At 67.9% G+C, this 20,218-nt stretch carries 16 protein-coding genes; 8 read left to right on the top strand and 8 right to left on the bottom strand.

From position 1 onward, the window contains the following. Positions 1-5 precede the first annotated feature (5 nt). The 3 genes from I2456_RS05880 (at position 6) to I2456_RS05870 (ending at position 3,752) form a co-directional block, all read left to right on the top strand. The gene (locus I2456_RS05880) at positions 6-2,015 is read left to right on the top strand and encodes an SDR family oxidoreductase (protein WP_085073741.1); all 2,010 of its coding nucleotides are present in this window, start codon (positions 6-8) and stop codon (positions 2,013-2,015) included. Between the two features lie 9 nt (positions 2,016-2,024). Then, the gene (locus I2456_RS05875; protein ID WP_085073771.1) at positions 2,025-2,960 is read left to right on the top strand and encodes a nucleoside hydrolase; all 936 of its coding nucleotides are present in this window, start codon (positions 2,025-2,027) and stop codon (positions 2,958-2,960) included. A 102-nt stretch (positions 2,961-3,062) separates the two neighbouring features. Next, a complete protein-coding gene (locus I2456_RS05870) occupies positions 3,063-3,752 on the top strand; it encodes a 2OG-Fe dioxygenase family protein (RefSeq protein WP_085073740.1) in 690 nt (229 codons plus the stop codon). A gap of 18 nt (positions 3,753-3,770) precedes the next feature. Here I2456_RS05870 and I2456_RS05865 read toward each other — a convergent pair whose 3' ends face one another. Further along, on the bottom strand, positions 3,771-5,348 hold the full coding sequence (locus I2456_RS05865) for a DNA polymerase Y family protein (RefSeq protein ID WP_163703798.1): 1,578 nt from the start codon (positions 5,346-5,348) through the stop codon (positions 3,771-3,773). Positions 5,349-5,350: 2 nt separating this feature from the next. Beyond that, entirely contained in the window at positions 5,351-6,022 is a 672-nt protein-coding gene (locus tag I2456_RS05860) for a hypothetical protein (RefSeq protein ID WP_068033712.1), read from the bottom strand. Between the two features lie 168 nt (positions 6,023-6,190). Between I2456_RS05860 and I2456_RS05855 the strand changes: the two genes are divergently transcribed. Beyond that, positions 6,191-6,772: a hypothetical protein gene (locus I2456_RS05855; protein ID WP_241007868.1), complete on the top strand. Its 582-nt coding sequence runs from the start codon at positions 6,191-6,193 to the stop codon at positions 6,770-6,772. Here the strand turns inward: I2456_RS05855 and guaA are convergent, their stop codons facing one another. Then, complete coding sequence (guaA, locus tag I2456_RS05850; protein WP_085073738.1) at positions 6,773-8,332, bottom strand: glutamine-hydrolyzing GMP synthase; 1,560 nt, start codon at positions 8,330-8,332, stop codon at positions 6,773-6,775. A gap of 11 nt (positions 8,333-8,343) precedes the next feature. After that, positions 8,344-9,033: a winged helix-turn-helix transcriptional regulator gene (locus tag I2456_RS05845; protein ID WP_139823111.1), complete on the bottom strand. Its 690-nt coding sequence runs from the start codon at positions 9,031-9,033 to the stop codon at positions 8,344-8,346. A gap of 78 nt (positions 9,034-9,111) precedes the next feature. Here I2456_RS05845 and I2456_RS05840 point away from each other — a divergent pair, with 78 nt between their 5' ends. The 3 genes from I2456_RS05840 to I2456_RS05830 all read left to right on the top strand — a co-directional run bounded on the left by I2456_RS05840 (position 9,112) and on the right by I2456_RS05830 (position 14,112). Continuing rightward, the gene (locus tag I2456_RS05840; protein WP_085073736.1) at positions 9,112-10,656 is read left to right on the top strand and encodes a DHA2 family efflux MFS transporter permease subunit; all 1,545 of its coding nucleotides are present in this window, start codon (positions 9,112-9,114) and stop codon (positions 10,654-10,656) included. A 334-nt stretch (positions 10,657-10,990) separates the two neighbouring features. Continuing rightward, positions 10,991-11,743, top strand: a complete 753-nt coding sequence (locus I2456_RS05835) for a beta-phosphoglucomutase family hydrolase (RefSeq protein ID WP_085073735.1) — start codon at positions 10,991-10,993, stop codon at positions 11,741-11,743. Further along, positions 11,740-14,112 (top strand): glycoside hydrolase family 65 protein, encoded by a 2,373-nt coding sequence (locus I2456_RS05830; RefSeq protein WP_085073734.1) that lies wholly within the window; start codon positions 11,740-11,742, stop codon positions 14,110-14,112. Before I2456_RS05835 ends, I2456_RS05830 begins: the two co-directional genes overlap by 4 nt. A gap of 22 nt (positions 14,113-14,134) precedes the next feature. Here the strand turns inward: I2456_RS05830 and I2456_RS05825 are convergent, their stop codons facing one another. Beyond that, complete coding sequence (locus I2456_RS05825; RefSeq protein ID WP_085073733.1) at positions 14,135-14,707, bottom strand: TetR/AcrR family transcriptional regulator; 573 nt, start codon at positions 14,705-14,707, stop codon at positions 14,135-14,137. A gap of 63 nt (positions 14,708-14,770) precedes the next feature. Here I2456_RS05825 and I2456_RS05820 point away from each other — a divergent pair, with 63 nt between their 5' ends. Beyond that, positions 14,771-15,667, top strand: coding sequence for a TauD/TfdA dioxygenase family protein (locus tag I2456_RS05820; RefSeq protein ID WP_085073732.1), 897 nt, complete (start codon positions 14,771-14,773; stop codon positions 15,665-15,667). On the opposite strand, the gene I2456_RS05815 is transcribed toward I2456_RS05820, so the two are convergent. The 3 genes from I2456_RS05815 to guaB are packed head-to-tail and all read right to left on the bottom strand — an operon-like array spanning position 15,664 to position 20,153. Continuing rightward, positions 15,664-17,415 (bottom strand): GMC oxidoreductase, encoded by a 1,752-nt coding sequence (locus tag I2456_RS05815; RefSeq protein WP_085073731.1) that lies wholly within the window; start codon positions 17,413-17,415, stop codon positions 15,664-15,666. The genes I2456_RS05820 and I2456_RS05815 overlap by 4 nt on opposite strands. 20 nt (positions 17,416-17,435) lie before the next feature. Continuing rightward, on the bottom strand, positions 17,436-18,563 hold the full coding sequence (locus I2456_RS05810) for a GuaB3 family IMP dehydrogenase-related protein (RefSeq protein WP_085073730.1): 1,128 nt from the start codon (positions 18,561-18,563) through the stop codon (positions 17,436-17,438). A gap of 9 nt (positions 18,564-18,572) precedes the next feature. Beyond that, a complete protein-coding gene (guaB, locus tag I2456_RS05805; protein ID WP_068033984.1) occupies positions 18,573-20,153 on the bottom strand; it encodes an IMP dehydrogenase in 1,581 nt (526 codons plus the stop codon). Positions 20,154-20,218: the final 65 nt, after the last annotated feature.

The raw sequence follows: 20,218 nt of genomic DNA, 5'->3' as shown, positions 1-20,218 counted from the left end.
GCTGCATGCGGTATGTCGTTACCGGCGGTACCGGGTTTATTGGCCGCCGCGTCGTTGCCCGGCTTTTACAGACCCAACCCGACGCCTTGGTGTGGGTGCTGGTGCGGCGCGAGTCGCTCGGGCGCTTCGAGCGCCTCGCGGTGCACTGGGGCGATCGGGTGCGGCCACTGGTCGGTGACCTGGCCGAACTGCGCCTGAGCGAGGAGACCCTGGCCGAGTTGGGCCGCGTCGATCATGTGGTGCACTGCGCGGCGATCTATGACATCACCGCGGGCGAGGCCGAACAGCGCGCGGTCAATGTCGACGGCACCCGGGCGGTGATCGAACTGACGCAGCGACTGGGCGCCGCCTTGCACCACGTCTCCTCGATTGCGGTAGCCGGTGACTTCGCCGGTGAGTACACCGAAGCCGACTTCGACGTCGGTCAGCAACTGCCGACCCCGTATCACCGGACCAAGTTCGAAGCCGAGCTATTGGTGCGCTCGACCGACGGATTGCGGTATCGCATCTACCGCCCAGCCGTGGTGGTGGGCGATTCGCAGACCGGTGAGATGGACAAGGTCGACGGTCCCTACTATTTCTTCGGCGTGTTGGCCAAGCTGGCCGTCCTACCCTCCCTGACGCCAATTCTGTTGCCCGACACCGGCCGGACGAATATCGTCCCGGTCGACTACGTAGTCGACGCCATCGTCGCGCTTATGCACAGCCCAGGCCGCGACGGCCAGACGTTCCACCTGACCGCACCCAAAACGATTGGCCTGCACGGCATTTACCGCGGCGTCGCGAAAGCGGCCGGGCTGCCTGCGCTGCGCGGCTCGCTGCCGCAATCGGTGGCCACCCCGGTGCTGAAGGTGCGCGGTCGCGCCAAGGTGCTGCGGAACATGGCGGCTACCCAGTTGGGCATCCCCGCTGAGGTTTTCGACGTCGTGGAGCTGGCGCCCACGTTCGTCTCCGACGAGACCCGAACTGCCCTGCAGGGCACAGGAATCGAGGTGCCCGAGTTCTCGACGTACGCGCCCAAACTGTGGCACTACTGGGCAGCACATCTCGATCCCGACCGCGCTCGTCGCGACGACCCCGCCGGGTCGCTGGTGGGCCGGAACGTGATCATCACCGGCGCGTCCAGCGGAATCGGCCGAGCGTCGGCGATCGCCATCGCCGAGCGAGGCGCCACGGTTTTTGCGTTAGCGCGCAACGGCGATGTGCTCGACGAACTGGTCGCCGAGATCCGGTCGCGGGGTGGGCAGGCGTACGCGTTCACGTGTGACGTCACCGATTCGGTGTCGGTGGAACACACCATCAAAGACATCCTGGGCCGCTTCGATCACGTCGACTACCTGGTGAACAACGCCGGCCGGTCGATCCGCCGCTCGGTGGCCAATGCCACCGACCGATTGCACGATTACGAACGGGTCATGTCCGTCAACTACTTCGGCGCGGTGCGCATGGTGCTCGCGTTGTTGCCGCATTGGCGGGAGCGCCGGTTCGGCCATGTGGTCAACGTGTCCAGCGCCGGTGTGCAAGCCCGCAATCCGCAGTACAGCTCTTATCTGCCGACCAAAGCGGCGCTGGACGCGTTCGCCGAGGTGGTGGCCTCCGAGACGCTGTCCGATCACATCACGTTCACCAATATCCATATGCCACTGGTGAAGACGCCGATGATCGTGCCGTCGCGACGGCTCAACCCGGTGCCGGCGATCAGCCCGGAGCGGGCGGCGGCAATGGTGGTGCGGGCGTTGGTCGACAAGCCGGTGCGCATCGACACTCCGTTGGGCACCCTGGCCCAGGTCGGCCATTACTTCGCGCCGCGCACTTCCCGGCGGATCCTGCACCAGCTGTACCTGGGTTATCCGGATTCGGCTGCCGCGCGCGGTGTTTCGTCGCCGGAGCCGGTGAGCACGACTCGACCTGCGCGTCGTCGTCCGACCCGACCGGCGCGCGCCGCGGCGGCCCGCGTGGGTGTGCCCCGCCCCGTCAAGCGGCTGGTGCGACTGGTGCCCGGCGTGTATTGGTAAGTGGGCGCGATGAGCGCGGTTTTCGTAGACGTCGACACCGGCATCGACGACGCGATGGCGCTGCTCTACCTGTTGGGCAGCGCCGAGGTCATCGGCATCGCCGCCACCGGTGGCAACATCGGTGTCGATCAGGTGTGCGCGAACAACCTCGGCCTGCTCGAAGTGTGCCGCGCCCCCGACATTCCGGTGTCCCGGGGCGCCGACCAGCCACTGCACGGCATCTGGTCGCAGCGGGCAAGCGTGCACGGGCCCAACGGTTTAGGTTATGCCACCCTGCCGCCGACCGAGCGCCGGCTCACCGATTACGACGCTACGACCGCCTGGGTGGTGGCGGCGCGTGCACACCCCGGTGAACTGATCGGGGTGGTCACCGGCCCGTTGACCAACCTGGCGTTGGCGGTACGCGCCGAACCGGCGTTGCCGACGTTGCTGCGGCGACTGGTCATCATGGGCGGGGCGTTCGACGAGCAAATCGATTCCGCGGCCGAGTGGAACATCCGGGTGGACCCCGAGGCCGCTGATGAGGTGCTGACCGCCTGGACCGGGCGACAACGGCTTCCGGTCTTGTGCGGTTTGGACCTGACCCGCCAGGTCGCGATGACTCCGGAAATCCTGGACCGGTTGACGTCGGCGGCGGGTCCGTCGGCGTTGACGGCTTTCATCGAGGATGTGATGCGGTGCTACTTCGAGTCGCACGCCGAGCGCGGATACGGTTACTTGGCGTATCTGCATGACCCACTGGCCGCCGCGGCGGCCCTGGAGCCACAGCTGATATCGACCCGGGCCGCAACGGTGACCGTCACGCTCACCGAACCGCGCGGCAAGACGGTCGCGGACTGGTCGGGTGACCGAGAACCCAACGCGCGGATCGGGATTGGCGTCGACTCAGCGGCGTTCTTCGACCGGTACATCGAAGTGGTCGGGCGGTTCGCGCGCGCGCTATAGTTGCCGCGGTTAAACAACAGGTATCTGAGGTATTCCGGCCGAGTGACGCGAAGTGTGCACGAAAGACGACGCGACGCCGACCCGATAGCGACCGCTGGTCGAATGCTCAGCACGACGGGCCTGTATGTGATGCACCCGATCGACCTGGTGCGCAGCCTGGACCTGGACGGCAGCGCCGACCACAACGCATGGACCGAATTCGGCCGGCACTGGGACGAGTTGGCGCCTGACCCGTATGCGGCAGAACTGGGCATCCAGCGCCTGCGCCGCTATGGGCACTACTCCTGCCGGGAGGGAATCTTCCAGCGAGTAACCAACCGATCGTTCGTGCAGCCACAAGACTCCAACCCGCTCTACATCGGCCGGGACCGCCAATTCGAACCGCTGACCGACGCGTTCGCCGACGAGCCCCTGCTGCATCGGTGGCTCAAGCTGCTGGGCCGGTTGGCGGACACCCTGGACGAGGTCGAGGAATGGACCGTCAAGGTACATCCCTTCCGGGTGTTGTCCTCGGCCGACGGCGAAGGCCTGCCGACGCCGGAAGGCTTGCACCGCGACGGGGTCACCCTGGTCACCTCGCTGCTGATCGATCGGCGCAACGCGACCGGCGGGGAGAGCCTGGTGTGTGACCTCAATGGCCGCCGACTCTTGACGACCACCCTGGCCGAACCCGGAACCTGCATGCTCGGCGATGATCGGCGCACCATGCACGGTGTGTCGCCGCTGCGGCCGATCGACCCCGCACTGCCGGCCGTACGCGACGTCCTGGTGATCACCTTCGCGTCGCACTGAATGCGTTGTTGCCCCTAGCTATTCATAGCTGCCCTCCAGATACCAGCGGCGCTGGCGGTAGCACAGCAGCAACGCGCGCTCGCTTTCCAGCAGGACCTGAGCGCGGGCGGTGCGCCCCTTACCCAGGTCGGGGTCCCACCATCGCTCGTCGACCGACCACGGACCGGCCCACCAGCGCAGCGGCTCCTCGCGCCCGTGCACGGTCATCCGCGCCGGGTCGGCGGAAAACAGCCCGCGGCTGGTCACCCGCACCGAATTGCCTTGCACGTCAAGCAAATCGACCGGGTCGTCGTGCAGCACCGCCGGCGACGGGTTGGGCAGTTGCCCGGGCCACGGCTGTTTGGGGTCGGCGTGCGGTGCCGGCTCGTCACCCAGCGGAGTCAACGTAATACGTTCGGCCGGTCCCCGGCCGCCGGACAGCACCGGCACCTGCACCGCCTCCGGACCGAGCAGGCCCTGCACCCGCACCAGCGCCCGCCGGGCCCGCAGCCTGTCCTCCTCCCCGAGCCCACCCCATAACGGCAACTGCAGCGCCTCGGCGGAGACCACCTCCACCGCCTGCAGCCGCAACAGCGTCACCGGCGCGTCGAGGGGCCGGCCGCTGGCGATCCGATTGCTCAACCACCCGTCGAGTTGCCAGCGCACCCGGTCGGCGGTGGCGTCCTCGGTCAACGGCTCCGCACAGCGCCACACCCGGCTCAGCTCGTCACCGCTGGCGGTGACGGCGTGAATGGCCAGCCGGGTACAGCCCACTCCGGCGGCCAACAACTCCTGATGCAGCGCGGCGGCCAGCGAACGACCCGCGAACGCTGCGGCGTCGACCCGGTCGATCGGCGGATCGCAGTCCAGCACCGCCTCGAGGTCCGGCGGCGGCTCCCGCCCGGACGGCGGCCGTTCTGGTTCACCGCAGGCGAATCGGTGCGCCGTCACCGCGTCGGCGCCGAACCGGGACGCCACGTCGGAGCGGGCCAGCGCAGCGAATTGCCCGATGGTGCGAATCCCCATCCGCCACAACAGATCCGTCAGCTCTTCGCGGCCCGGACCGGACAGGCTGGGCTCGGTGGCGAGCTGGCGGATCGACAGCAGCGCCAGAAACTGCGCGTCTTGCCCCGGCTCCACGATGCGGCCGGCACGCGCCGCGAAAACCGCGGTGGACAACTGGTCGGCGATGCCGACCTGGCATTCGGCGCCGGCCATTGAACTCACCGCCACCGCGTCGATCAGCCGCTCGGCCACCTGCTGTTCGGAGCCGAAGAAGCGGGCCGCCCCGCGCACCGGCAATACCAACAGCCCGGGCCGCAGCACCTCGGCGCGGGGCACCAGATCGTCGACCGCCGCAATCACCCCTTCGAAGAAGCGGGCGTCACGGTCGGCGTCAGCGGGCGCGACATGCAGGTGTGGACACCGGGCCGCCGCCTCCCGACGGCGCAACCCGCGCCGCACGCCGGCCGCGCGCGCCGTCGCCGAGCAGGCGATCACCCGGTTCGCCAAGGTGACCGCGACCGGAGCCGTCGGTGGCTGGTCCGCGGCTGCGGCCGCCGCGACCGCGGGCCAGTCCATACACCAGAGCGCCAACACGCGAGAAGGGGCCATCACACTCACCCGGTGCGGACCCGGCCGAGCGTCCGTCCGCCCGCACAGCCGCTGATCTGCAGCCGCACCCCACTGATCCGGCCGAACCCGGGAGTGGGGGCACCCCGGTTGCCCGCGGTGATCTCATAACCACAGACGCGGGCCTCCAGCCGCGTCGGTGCCCCTTCCCAGTCGCCGTCGGTGACCAGCAGGGTGCAACCTTTGTGACGCGCGCGGGCCACCACCGCCCGCGCCCGGGTGTGCGTCACCCGCCGCCCGCCCAGCCCGAGCACCACCAGATCCATGCCGTCGATGAGCACCGCGGCCACCTCTACCGGATCGGTTCCGGGATCCGGTATCACCGCGATCCGGCTCAGATCCGCCCCCATCTCGGCGGCGGCCAGGAGCCCGATGGCAGGTTGGCCGACGATAGCGGCGTGGCCTCCATCCGCCGTCACCGCAGCCACCATCTGCAACACCAGTGACTTTGCTCCCGCTAGCACCGCCACCGACCCGCGAGGTAACTGGACCGGCCCGACCGGCGGGGACTCCGGCAGCAGGTCCTGGGCGGGAGTGACCGGCGCCGCCGATGTCCTGGCGGACATCTTCTCCGACACCGCCGCCATCTGCTGGCGGAGCAGTTTCAGCTGTTCAGTACGATTTTCCTGCCGCGCGTCGGAGGCGAAAGCCGCAGTCATGACCAGCCTCCCTACCGCACCGATTGCCTAGCCGTTTTCGAATGTATGTTCGATGGATTCGAGTAAACACCTGCCCTCCGACAAGCGTCAAGACGCGTGAGAGGCTGCCCTGTGCGGTCACGCAAAACCCCGTTACTGATGTTGCTGATGCTGTGTTGTGGGAGCACTGTGACCGCAGTTCCCGCCTCCTCCGCCCCCGCTTCCTGCCAGCCCGCGGAACTGTTCGCCACCGACGACACCCACGACACCCACGACACCGACGACTTGACGCTGTTCGAACTGCAGGCCGACGTGACGATCGCCGGCACCGGCGCCGCGGTGTCGGGATCGGCGTTGGTCGACGGCGTCTTCTGGTCGCCGGAGTCACAGCAGATCAGCTATGAGCGCTCGCGCGAGTTCCACCTGTGCGTGGCCAACGCGCCCACCCTGCACGCCGCCGCCGCGGCGCTGCGCGACCAGTTCCATCAGCAAGCGGTGCTGACCTTCGCCTACCTTCCCAAGCAGGCTCCGGACGCCGACGCGATCCTGCTCACCGCGCCCGAGGTGGACCTGCCCCGCTTCCGCGCGGCGTTCGCAGCAGACAGCGCCGCACAGCACCGACTACTGGGCGGATCGGTCACCACCGAGGAGCACACCTTGATCCTGGTGGTCGCCGAGAACGACCTGGACCTCGCCCGCCGACTCGTCGCCGAGGCCGGCGGTAACTCCGCCACCGCCGCTATCGCCTACGGCAAGCGTGAATTCGTCTGACTACTCCCACTCGATCGTGCCGGGCGGCTTGCTGGTGATGTCCAGCACCACGCGGTTGACCTCGGGGACTTCGTTGGTGATTCGGGTCGAGATGCGCTCGAGCACCTCATAGGGCACCCGGGTCCAGTCGGCGGTCATGGCGTCCTCACTGGACACCGGACGCAGCACGATCGGGTGACCGTAGGTGCGGCCGTCGCCCTGCACGCCCACCGAGCGGACGTCGGCGAGCAGCACGACCGGGCATTGCCAGATCTGCTTGTCCTGGCCGGCCGCGGTCAACTCCTCACGCGCGATGGCATCGGCGCGCCGCAGGGTGTCCAGTCGCGCCGCGGTGACCTCGCCGACGATCCGGATGCCCAAGCCCGGCCCCGGAAACGGTTGCCGCCCAACGATTTCCTCCGGCAGACCCAACTCTCGGCCCACCGCGCGCACCTCGTCTTTGAACAGCAGCCGCAGCGGTTCGACGAGGACGAATTTCAGGTCGTCGGGCAAGCCGCCGACGTTGTGGTGGCTCTTGATGTTCGCGGTGCCGCTGCCCCCGCCGGACTCCACCACGTCGGGATACAGCGTCCCCTGCACCAGGAATTCCACCTCAGACCCGCTGTCGCCCACCACATCTCGGACCGCACCCTCGAACGCCCGAATGAACTGCCGGCCGATGATCTTGCGTTTGCCCTCGGGATTGGTCACCCCCGACAGCGCATCCAGGAAAGTCTTGGCCGCGTCGACGGTGACCAGATTGGCACCGGTCGCGGCGACGAAATCGCGTTCCACCTGCGCGCGCTCCCCGGCGCGCAACAACCCGTGGTCGACGAACACACACGTCAACCGGTCGCCGATGGCGCGCTGGACCAGCGCGGCGGCCACCGCCGAATCCACCCCACCGGACAACCCGCAGATCGCGTGCCCGTCGCCGATCTGGGCGCGCACCTGCTCGACCAGCGCGCTGGCGATATTGGCCGGCGTCCACTCGGCGCCGATCCCGGCGAAGTCATGCAAGAACCGGCTCAGCACCTGCTGACCGTGCGGGGTGTGCATGACCTCCGGGTGGTATTGCACGCCGGCCAGGCGCCGGCTCGCCGCCTCGAACCCGGCCACCGGGGCGCCGGGGCTGCTGGCCACCACCTCGAAACCCGCCGGCGCCGCGGTGACCGCGTCACCGTGGCTCATCCATACCGGCTGGGTGCCGGGCAGACCCGTATGCAGCTCGCCGCCAAGCACTTTCAGCTCGGTACGGCCGTATTCGCGGGTGCCGGTCTGGGCCACCGTGCCGCCCAGCGCCTGCGCCATGGCCTGGAACCCGTAGCAGATGCCGAACACCGGCACCCCCAAATCGAACAGCGCCGGATCCAGTTGCGGGGCACCTTCGGTGTAGACGCTGGCCGGCCCGCCGGAGAGCACCACCGCGAGCGGATTGTGGGCCTTGATCTCTTCGACAGACGCGGTATGCGGGATGACCTCGGAGAACACTCGCGCCTCGCGCACGCGACGGGCGATCAACTGCGCATACTGCGCACCGAAGTCGACCACCAATACCGGCCGGGGGGAGGCTGATTCCACGGGAGCCCAGTCTAGTGGCTGGCGCCCACGCGCCCGCTTTGCCCTGGTGGCACCGCATTCTCCGACAACGAGAACACGTCCCGCACGGTGTCGACGGTGCGCTGGTCGCCGTCGAAGGTGATGCGCCGCAAGGCCGCCTTTCGCTTGGCCTCGGAGGCGCCGAGGCGTGCCGCGACCAGGTCCGCCGCGGTAGCGGTAATCGTCACCGCGGGTTCACCGCGCGCTGCGGCCAGGATGCCCTGCGAGACGGCGAAGTCGAAGCGCCGGTCGTCCACCTGGATTCGGCAGGTCACGTCCAGGCCGGCCGCTTTCGCCGGGTCGAAGGCCAGCAGGACGCCGGCCAGAAATCCGTTCAATTGCGATGCCGGGTCACCGTCGACAAGATCCAGCCGATCCAGGCCGAACCACGCGATGGCCTGCAGAATGGGTAGTACTCGCCGCCAACCGAGGTCGCTGAGGGCATAGACGGTGCGTCCGATCGGAGCCGGCAGGTCCTCGCGGTCGACGAGCCCGGCTTCTTGCAGCTCCTTGAGTCGTTCGGCAAGCAGATTGGTTGCGATGCCCGGCAATTGGGCGCGCAAGTCACTGTACCGGCGGGCTCCACCCACCAATTCGCGCAGAATCAGCAAGGTCCATCGCTCACCGAGGACGTCCAGCCCCAGCGCGATCGGGCAATTCTGGTTGTAATTCCGGGTGGGCACCACCAATCCTAACATCCGCAGGCATCTTTTTTTACCTACCACTTGAAAAAGTTGTCTAATAACTTTAGCGTCTTGTCGATGGTTACCTTTCCCGTGTTCCGCGATCGCCCAATCCCCGCGCTCGCTGTCATCTGCCTGAGCGCCTTCGTCATCAGTGTGGATGCCACGATCGTCAACGTCGCGCTGCCCACCCTGTCGCGCGAACTCGACGCCACTACCGCACAGCTGCAATGGATTGTCGACGCCTACACCTTGGTCATGTCGGGCCTGATGCTCGCGGCCGGCAGCCTCAGCGACCGCTTCGGCCGACGCGGCTGGCTCGCTGGCGGTCTGACCGTGTTTGCGGTCACCTCCGGCGTTGCCGCACAGGCTCATTCGGCTGAGGGGCTGATCGCCGCGCGCGCTGCCATGGGCATCGGCGCGGCGGTGATATTCCCGACCACTCTGGGGCTGATCACCAACATCTTCACCGCACCGGTACCACGCGCCAAGGCGATCGGCCTGTGGGCGGCAATGGTCGGTGTCGGCGTGGCCGCCGGGCCGATCAGCGGCGGCTGGCTGCTCGAGCATTTCTCCTGGGGCGCTGTCTTCCTGGTGAACATTCCGATTGCGACGGTGGCCATCGTCGGCGGCATCCTGTTCGTCCCCACGTCGCGCGATCCGGCGGCACCGCGTGTCGACGTTCCCGGGCTCGTGCTGTCGGCCGCCGGAATCACCGCGGTTGTTTACACGATCATCGAAGCACCCGACTGGGGCTGGGCGAGCGTCCGCGCCGGCATCGGATTTGGTTTGGGCACAGGCATTCTGGCCATCTTCGCGGTGTGGGAACGACACAGCGCGCACCCGATGTTGGATGTCTCGGTGTTCGCCAACCGCCGCTTTTCCGGCGGCAGCCTGGCCGTGACCGCTGGCTTCCTTACGTTGTTCGGGTTCATCTTCGTCATTACTCAGTACTTCCAGTTCATCAAGACCTACACCGCGTTCGAGACCGGTGTGCGGCTGCTGCCGGTCGCCGGGTCGATCGCCCTGGCCAGCATCCTGGGGCCCCGATTAGTCGAACGGGTGGGCACCACTGCCGTCGTTTCTGGAGGTCTGGCCACTTTTGCCGCAGGTCTGGCCTGGGCCTCCACCGTCAATGCGGAAACGCCCTACACCGACATCGCCCTGCAGATGGTATTGCTCGGCGGCGGCCTGGGCTTGACCACCGCGCCTGCCACCGAGGCGATCATGGGATCGCTGTCAGCCGACAAAGCCGGCGTAGGCTCGGCCGTCAACGACACCACCCGCGAACTCGGCGGCACCCTCGGCGTAGCCATCGTGGGTAGCGTGTTCGCCTCGGTGTACGCCGGCCAGCTCGAATCCGCGCCCGCACTGAGCGGCTTGCCTGCAGACGTCACCGCGGCGATGCGCCACTCAATGGCGTTCGCGCACAACGTGATCGGAGCGCTTCCCGCGCCACAGGACGCCGCAGTGCGCGATGCCGTCCAGCGCGCTTTCCTCGACGGTCTGCAGGTCGGCTCGTTGGTCTGCGCGGGCATCGCGCTGGGTGCGGCCGTCGTCGTCGGCTGGTTACTGCCCGCCCGTGCCGCAGCGACCGAGGCAACCGAACGGGTCAGCGCGTGAACAACACGGTCTCAGACCAGTATTCGACCGGCCTGTCACGGCACAACGTCGAACGGGGCTCTGACCGCCGCGGGCAAAGACCTCCACCAGCTACGCCCCGCCGACCTGGAGTTGTCGGAGGGCTTGCACACCATGGGCCGTTTTGCCGCCAGTCAACTGGTGGATCTGGCCAATGTCACAGCCGACAGTCGAGTGCTCGATGCCGACGGGCGCTCCGGCGTTCAGGGCCTGGCATCCGCCGCGTAACAGCCGGGCAATAGCGCGAAACTTCTGGCGGGATGTCAACTCGGCATGGTGGAGTGGGTATCGCTTAGAAGTTGCCACTACTTCAGAAATGAGGTTCACCGTGCTGGGTCTGCCAGATAAGGTGCGCGCTTGCCTGTTCGACCTGGACGGGGTGCTGACCGATACCGCCAGCGTGCACACCAAGGCCTGGCAGAACATGTTCGACGACTTCCTCAAGCAGCGCGCCGAGCGCGACGGAGAAGAGTTCGTCCCCTTCGACCCGGACAAGGACTACCGCGAATACGTCGACGGCAAGAAACGCGAGGACGGCGTGCGGTCGTTTCTGGAAAGCCGCGGCATCGACCTGCCCGACGGCGACCCCGACGACTCCGGCGACAAGGAAACGGTGTACGGGCTGGGCAACCGCAAAAACGACGTGTTCCAGAAGGTCCTGCACGACGACGGCGTCAAGGTGTTCGACGGCTCCCGGCGCTACCTGGAAGCGGTCAAGGAGGCCGGGCTGGCCGTCGCCGTGGTGTCGTCCAGTGCCAACACCGGCGAGGTGCTCAAGGTCACCGGCTTGGACCGGTTCGTGCAGGAACGGGTGGACGGGGTGACGCTGCGCGAAGAGAACATCGCCGGCAAGCCCGCGCCGGATTCTTTCTTGCGCGCGGCCGAACTGCTCGACGTCGAACCCGACGCGGCGGCGGTGTTCGAAGACGCGCTGTCTGGCGTAGAAGCCGGGCGGGCCGGTAACTTCGGCGTCGTGGTGGGTGTCGACCGGGTGGGCCAAGCCGACGAGTTGCGCGAAAACGGCGCCGACGTGGTGGTTTCTGATCTCGCCGAGTTGCTGCAGTCGTGATCTCCGAAGAGGCGTTTCCCGTCGAGCCCTGGCAGATCCGGGAGACGCAGCTCAACCTGAATCTGCTGGCCCAGTCCGAGTCGCTGTTCGCCCTGTCCAATGGCCACATCGGCCTGCGCGGCAACCTCGACGAAGGCGAGCCGTACGGCCTGCCGGGCACCTACTTGAACTCCTTCTACGAGATTCGGCCGCTGCCCTACGCCGAGGCCGGCTACGGATACCCCGAAGCCGGCCAGACCGTCGTCGACGTCACCAACGGCAAGATCATCCGCTTGCTGGTCGGTGACGAACCGTTCGACGTCCGCTACGGCAAGTTGATCGACCACGAACGGACTCTCGATCTGCGCGCCGGCACCCTGACCCGCGTCGCACACTGGTGCTCGCCGTCGGGCAACCAGGTCAAGGTGACGTCCACCCGCCTGGTGTCGCTGGCCCAACGTAGCGTCGCGGCCATCGAATACGTGGTCGAGGCGGTCGACGACTTCGTGCGCGTGACCGTGCAGTCCGAGCTCGTCGCCAACGAGGACCAACCGGAGACCACGGACGACCCTCGGGTGTCGGCCATCCTGGAGAACCCGCTGGAAGCCGTCGACCACGAGGGAGACGGATGCCGGGCGCTGCTCATGCACCGCACCCGCGCCAGCTCGCTGATGATGGCGGCGGCGATGGATCACGAGATCGATGTGCCCGGACGCGTCGAGGTCAGCACCGACGCGCGTGAAGATCTGGCTCGCACCACGGTGATCTGTGGGCTGCGGCCGGGTCAGAAGCTGCGCATCGTCAAGTACCTGGCGTATGGCTGGTCGAGTCTGCGGTCGCGTCCGGCCCTGCGGGATCAGGCCGCGGCGGCCCTGCACAGTGCGTGCTACAGCGGGTGGCAGGGCTTGCTGGATGCGCAACGGGCCTACCTCGATGACTTCTGGGAGAACGCCGACGTCGAGGTCGAGGGCGACCCGGAGTCGCAGCAGGCGGTGCGGTTCGGTCTTTTCCATCTGGTGCAGGCCAGTGCGCGTGCCGAACGCCGCGCCATACCCAGCAAGGGCCTGACCGGCACCGGGTATGACGGTCACGCCTTCTGGGACACCGAGGGATACGTGCTGCCGGTGCTGTCCTACACGCTTCCGCACGCGGTCGCCGACGCGCTGCGGTGGCGCGCCTCGACGCTGGACCTGGCTCGCGAGCGGGCCGCCGAACTCCGCCTCAACGGCGCGGCTTTTCCCTGGCGGACAGTCCGCGGCCAGGAGTGTTCGGCCTACTGGCCGGCCGGCACGGCGGCCTGGCACATCAACGCCGACATCGCGATGGCCTTTCACCGCTACCGCATCGTCACCGGCGACGACTCGCTGGAAAAAGAGTGCGGCTTGGCCGTTTTGATCGAGACGGCCCGGCTGTGGATGTCGCTGGGACACCACGACCGCCACGGCGTCTGGCACCTGGACGGGGTCACCGGACCGGACGAGTACACCGCGATCGTCCGCGACAACGTGTTCACCAACCTGATGGCCGCCCACAATCTGCGCACCGCCGCCGACGCATGTGCCCGCGATCCGGACGAGGCTGCAGCACTGAACGTGGACACCGAAGAGATGGCGGCCTGGCGCGACGCCGCCGACGCCGCGAACATCCCTTATGACGAGGACCTGGGTGTCCACGAGCAGTCTGAAGGGTTCACCACGCTCGCCGAGTGGGACTTCGAGCAAAACACCAACTACCCGCTGTTGCTGCACGAGCCCTACGTCAAGCTCTATCCCGCACAGGTGATCAAGCAGGCCGACCTGGTGTTGGCCATGCAATGGCAAAGCCACGCGTTCACCGAAGAACAGAAGGCCCGCAACGTCGACTACTACGAGCGCCGCATGGTGCGCGACTCCTCGCTGTCGGCGTGCAGTCAGGCGGTGATGTGCGCCGAAGTGGGCCACGTCGAGCTGGCCCACGACTACGCGTACGAGGCCGCGCTGATCGACCTGCGCGACCTGCACCACAACACCCGCGACGGCCTACACATGGCCTCGTTGGCCGGGGCATGGATAGCACTGGTCGAAGGCTTCGGCGGCTTGCGCGACGACGAGGGCATCCTGTCGCTGGATCCGCATCTGCCCGACGGCATCTCGCGGTTGTGTTTCCGCTTGCGCTGGCGCGGTTTTCGGGTGACCGTCGACGCCGAACACGACCAGGTCACCTACACGCTGCGCGACGGCCCCGACGGCGAGTTGACCATCCGGCACGCGGGTGAGGAAGTCACGCTGTGCACCGAGTCGCCGACGACTTTCGATGTGCACAAGCGCGAGGCGATGCTGCCGCCGCCGCCCCAGCCGCCCGGCCGGGAACCGTTGCGCCGCAAGACGTTGACCCGCCCGGTCAAAGCCTGATCCGAGGGCGGATACGCAGCGTTCAGCGTGGCGGTTGCAGCATGCGCGTCGCCTCGGTGATCACCGCGCGCCGCAGTTCCTCGTCGCTGAGCGCGTCCAGACCGGTCGCCGAGCGCAGCATCGGCGCAAACAACCGCCAACCCAGTTGCAGGGCCAGGGCATGGGCGACGGCCATGCGCGCGGTGGCGTCGTCGGTGTGCCGGGACCGGACCTGTTCGAGCAGTTCGGCAACGTTGGGGAACCGCGTCTGCAACTGCTCGGCCGGATAGCCGTCCAGCAGCGTCCGGGCCCATACCCGCATCTGCCGGTCCATCGCCTGGTCGACGACGTCGGGCGCGGCGCCGGAATGCAGCAGGCCGGTGAGCGTGGCGCCCAAGTGGTCCAGCACCGCGCCCACCAGCTGTTCCTTAGTGCCGAAGTGGCGAAACACCAGACCATGGTTGACTTTTGACCGCGCGGCGATGTCGCGGATCGACGTCGCGGCCGGGCCGCGCTCGGCGAATAGGTCGGCGGCGGCTTCCAGGATCGCGGCGGCCACCTCTGCGCGCCCGGTGGGGATCGCGCCGCGCGGAACAGTTGCCGACCTTGTAGTCATCCGTCTACATTAGCGAAGGTAGTCACTTGACTACACCGGGTTGAGCAAAAGAGGGGCACGCACATGACACACGAGGTAGCCGTCACCAAACTGGGCAGCCGGATCGGCGCCCGAGTCGACGGCGTACGCCTCGGCGGCGATCTGGACCCCGCCACGGTCGAGCAGATCTACCAGGCGCTGCTGGCCCACAAGGTGATCTTCTTCCGCGGCCAGGACCACCTCGACGACGCCGAACAGATGGCGTTCGCCGGGCTGCTGGGCACCCCGGTCGGCCACCCGGCCGCCGCCGCCTTCGGCGCCGGCGCGCCGATCATCACCCCGATCAACTCCGAATGGGGCAAGGCCACCGCCTGGCACACCGACATCACCTTCGCCGCCAACTATCCGAAGGCGTCGATTCTGCGTGCGATCACCTTGCCCAGCTACGGCGGGACCACCCTGTGGGCATCGACCGCGGCGGCCTACGCGGCGCTACCCGAACCGCTCAAGTGCCTGGTCGAGAACCTCTGGGCGCTGCACAGCAACCAGTTCGACTATGCGGTCAGCGAGTCGGAGAAGTTGACCGACGCCCAGCGCGCGTTCGTGCAGGCCTTCGAGAAGCCGGATTTCCGCACCGAGCATCCGGTGGTCCGGGTGCACCCGGAGACCGGGGAACGCACGCTGCTGGCCGGCAACTTCGTGCGCAGTTTCGTCGGGCTGGACAGCCACGAGTCGGCCGTGCTGTTCGACTTGCTGCAACGGCGCATCACTGTGCCGGAGAACACCATTCGGTGGAACTGGGAGCCCGGCGACGTCGCCATCTGGGACAACCGGGCGACTCAGCACCGGGCGGTCGACGACTACGACAACCAGCCTCGTCTGATGCACCGGGTCACCTTGGTCGGTGATGTGCCGGTGAACATCCACGGGGAGCGCAGCCGGGTGATCAGCGGCGCGCCGCTGGACGTCGTCGCAAGCTAGCTGGCGGCGTCGGCACTGGGCAGCACCTGCGAGGGCTCCAGTCGCCACCGCAGCGCACCCGGCGCGTCGGGCGGGACCACCGGGTGGGCGGGCTCGATCGGGTCCAGCCGGCGGTAGCCCTCGCCCTGCTTGGGCCGCAGGTCGGCCTCGCCCTTGTTGGGCCACAACGACGCGGCGCGCTCGGCTTGCGCGGAGATGGACAGCGACGGGTTCACGCCCAGGTTCGCTGAAATCGCCGCGCCGTCAACCACATACAGCGTCGGATAGCCGTAGACCCGGTGATACGGGTCGATGACGCCGGTCTCGGCGCTGTCGCCGATCACCGCGCCGCCCAGGAAGTGGGCGGTCAGCGGGATGTTGAACAGCTCGCCCCAGGTGCCGCCGGCCACGCCGTCGATCTTCTTGGCGATGCGGCGGGTGACCTCGTTGCCCACCGGGATCCACGACGGGTTGGGCTCGCCGTGGCCTTGCTTGCTGGTGTACCAACGGATCCCGAGTTTGCCGCGCTTGGTGAAGGTGGTGATGGAGTTGTCCAGGTTCTGCATCACCAGCGTGATCATGGTGCGCTCGCTCCACTGGCGGGTATTGAGCAGCCGGATGATGCCCCGCGGATCCTCGCGCGCCAACTGGATCAGCTGGCGCCAGCGCGGCACGTCGGTGCCTTCCGGCCCGGAGCCGTCGGTCATCAACGTCTGCAGCAGCCCCATCGCGTTGGAACCCTTGCCGTAGCGGACGGGTTCGACGTGGGTGTCCGACGTCGGGTGAATCGACGACGTGATCGCCACACCGTGGGTCAGGTCCAGGTCCGGGGAGACCTTCAACCGCGCGGCACCCACGATGGACTCGGAGTTGGTCCGGGTCAACATGCCCAGCCGCTTGGACAGCCGCGGCAACTTGCCCTTGTCGCGCATGTTGAACAGCAGGTGCTGGGTGCCCCAGGTGCCTGCGGCCAGGATCAGGTGCGTGGCGGTGAAGGTCCGCCGGTCGCGGCGCACCCAACTGCCGGTGCGCACCGTGCGGACCTCCCACAGCCCGTCGGAGCGCTGCTCGAAGCCCTTGACCGTCGTCATCGGAATGACCTCGGCGCCAGCCGATTCCGCCAACGCGAGGTAGTTCTTCAGCAACGTGTTCTTGGCGCCATAGCGGCAGCCGGTCATACAACCACCGCACTCCAGGCAGCCGGTGCGGTCGGGCCCGGCGCCCCCGAAGTAGGGATCGGGCACCGTCTTGCCCGGCGTCTTGGTCCCGTCGGGCCCGAAGAACACCCCGACCGGAGTCGGGACAAAGGTGTCGCCGCACCCCATCTCGTCGGCGACCTCTTTGACGATGCGGTCGGCGTCGGTGAACGTCGGGTTGTAGACCACGCCGAGCATCCGCTGCGCCTGCTCGTAGTGCGGGATCAGCTCCGAACGCCAGTCGGTGATGTCGCGCCACTGGGGATCGTTGAAGAACGGGTCGGTCGGCACGTACAAGGTGTTGGCGTAGTTCAGCGATCCGCCACCCACTCCAGCACCGGCCAGGATCATCACGTTCTTCAGCGGGTGGATCCGCTGAATGCCGTAGCAACCGAGCTTGGGCGCCCACAGGAACTTGCGCAGCTCCCATGATGTCTTGGCGAACTCCGAGTCGGCGTAGCGCTTGCCGGCTTCCAGGACTCCGACGCGGTAGCCCTTCTCCGTCAGGCGCAGCGCGCTGACACTACCGCCGAACCCCGAACCGATGATCAGGACGTCATAATCAGGCTGCATTCCGGCAGTATATGGGCTTGTCAGGCGCCGACGGTCAGACCGACCTTCTGAAATTCCTTGAGATCGCAGTAACCGGCCTTCGCCATCGACCGGCGTAGCCCGCCAACCAGATTGAGGGTGCCGAACGGGTCGTCGGACGGCCCGTTGAGCACTCGCTCCAGCGGCGGCCGCTCCCCGACGGCGATCTGCAGCAACGCCCCGCGCGGCAGTGACGGGTGCGCCGCCGCGGCCGGCCAGAACCAGCCTTCGCCCAGCGCCTCGGCGGATTCGGCCAGCGGCGTGCCCAGCACTACCGCGTCCGCCCCGCAGGCGATGGCCTTGGCCAGCTCGCCGGAGGTGTGGATGTCGCCGTCGGCGAGTACATGCACGTAGCGCCCGCCGGTTTCGTCGAGGTACTCCCGCCGCGCGGCGGCGGCATCGGCGATCGCGGTGGCCATCGCCACGCTGATACCCAGCACCTCGTCGCTGGTGGTGACCCCGCGGGTGGAGCCGTACCCGACGATGACGCCGGCGGCGCCGGTGCGCATCAGATGCAGGGCGGTGCGGTGGTCGATGACGCCGCCGGCGACCACGGGGATGTCCAGCTCGGCGATAAAGGTCTTGAGGTTCAGCGGCTCTCCGTCGCTGGCGACCCGCTCCGCGGAGACGATGGTGCCTTGGATGACCAGCAGGTCGATGCCGGCCGCAACCAGGACCGGTGTGAGCGCCTGGGCGTTTTGCGGGCTGACCCGCACCGCGGTGATGACGCCGGCCTCGCGGATGCGGGCCACTGCCGCACCCAGCAGGTCGGGGTTCAACGGTGCCGCGTGCAGCTCCTGCAGCAGCCGGATGGCGGCGGCGGGTTCGGGCTCCTTGCTGGCGGCCTCGACGAGCTGGGCGATCTTGGCCTCCACATCGGAGTGCCGGCCGATCAACCCCTCGCCGTTGAGGACGGCCAGGCCGCCCAGGCGGCCCAACTCGATCGCGAACTCCGGCGACACCAGGGCATCGGTGGGGTGCGCCAGCACCGGGATCTCGAACCGGTAGGCGTCTAGTTGCCAGGCGGTGGACACGTCCTGCGACGAACGGGTGCGCCGGGAGGGCACGATGCTGACTTCGCTGAGTTCATATGTGCGGCGGGCAGTGCGGCCCATGCCGATTTCGACCATGGTCGCGTCTCAGCGGGCGTAGTAGTTGGGGGCCTCGACCGTCATCGCGACGTCGTGCGGGTGACTCTCCTTGAGCCCCGCCGGCGTGATGCGGACGAACTGCGCCTGCTGCAGCACCTCGATGGTCGGCGAGCCGGTGTAGCCCATGGCCGCGCGCAGCCCGCCGGTCAGCTGGTGGATGACCGAAGACAGCGGTCCGCGGAACGGCACCCGGCCCTCGATGCCCTCGGGCACCAGCTTGTCCTCGGAGAGCGCGTCGTCGGCGAAGTAGCGGTCCTTGGAGTAGGACTTCCCCGCGGCCCCGGAGCCCCGGCCCGCCATGGCGCCCAGCGATCCCATGCCGCGATAGCTCTTGTACTGCTTGCCATTGACGAAGATCAGCTCACCGGGCGCTTCGGCGGTGCCGGCCAGCAGCGAACCCAGCATGGCGGTCGACGCACCCGCGGCCAGCGCCTTGGCGATGTCGCCCGAGTACTGCAGCCCGCCGTCGGCGATCACCGGCACGCCCGCCGGGCCGCACACCGCGACGGCTTCCAGGATCGCGGTGATCTGCGGCGCGCCGACCCCGGCCACCACCCGGGTGGTGCAGATGGAGCCCGGTCCCACGCCCACCTTCACCGCGTCGGCTCCGGCGTCGACCAGCGCGGCAGCGGCCGATCGGGTGGCGACGTTGCCGCCGATCACCTCGACCCGGTCGCCGACCTCGGCCTTGAGCTTGCCGACCATGTCCAGGACCAACCGGTTGTGGGCGTGGGCGGTGTCCACGATCAGCACGTCCACCCCGGCGTCGACCAGCATCATCGCGCGCACCCAGGCGTCGCCTCCGACACCGACCGCCGCACCGACCAGCAGCCGCCCGTCGCTGTCCTTGGTGGCCAGCGGGTGCTGTTCGGTCTTGACGAAGTCCTTGACGGTGATCAGCCCGGTCAGCTTGCCGCTGCCATCGACAATGGGCAGTTTCTCGATCTTGTTGCGGCGCAACAGTCCGAGGGCCGCCGACGCGCTGACGCCCTCCTGGGCGGTGATCAGCGGGGCCTTGGTCATCACCTCGGCGACGTGCTTGGACTGGTCGACCTCGAACCGCATGTCGCGGTTGGTGATGATGCCGACCAGCGCGCCGGAGTCGTCGACCACCGGCAGGCCCGAGATGCGGAACCGCGCGCACATCGCGTCGACCTGAGCCAGAGTGGCGTCGGGGCGGCAGGTGACCGGATCGGTGACCATGCCGGCTTCGGAACGCTTCACCATCTCGACCTGGCCGGCCTGTTCGGCGACGGGCAGGTTGCGGTGCAGCACGCCCATGCCGCCGGCGCGCGCCATCGCGATGGCCATGCGGGACTCGGTGACGGTGTCCATCGCGGAGCTGACCAGGGGGACCTTGAGCCTGATCTTCTTGGTCAGCTGGCTGGAGGTGTCCGCCGCGGCGGGCACCACATCGGATGCGGCGGGCAACAACAAGACGTCGTCGAACGTCAGGCCCAGCATCGCGATTTTGTGCGGGTCGTCGCCTCCCGTGGGCACCGGGTCGCTGGCCAGACCGTCAACGCGCACGAAAGGGCTGTCTTCCAAGTGGGACATGCCACGGGTCATCGGGAGGCCCTCCATACGCATGCGTGAGTGGAAAAAACCATCTTATCGGCTAAGTGGAGGCGGCC

It is taken from the genome of Mycobacterium kubicae, from assembly GCF_015689175.1.
Lineage (GTDB): Bacteria > Actinomycetota > Actinomycetes > Mycobacteriales > Mycobacteriaceae > Mycobacterium > Mycobacterium kubicae.
Note: the sequence above shows the minus strand (reverse complement) of the source record. Positions and strands in the feature narration are given on the sequence as shown.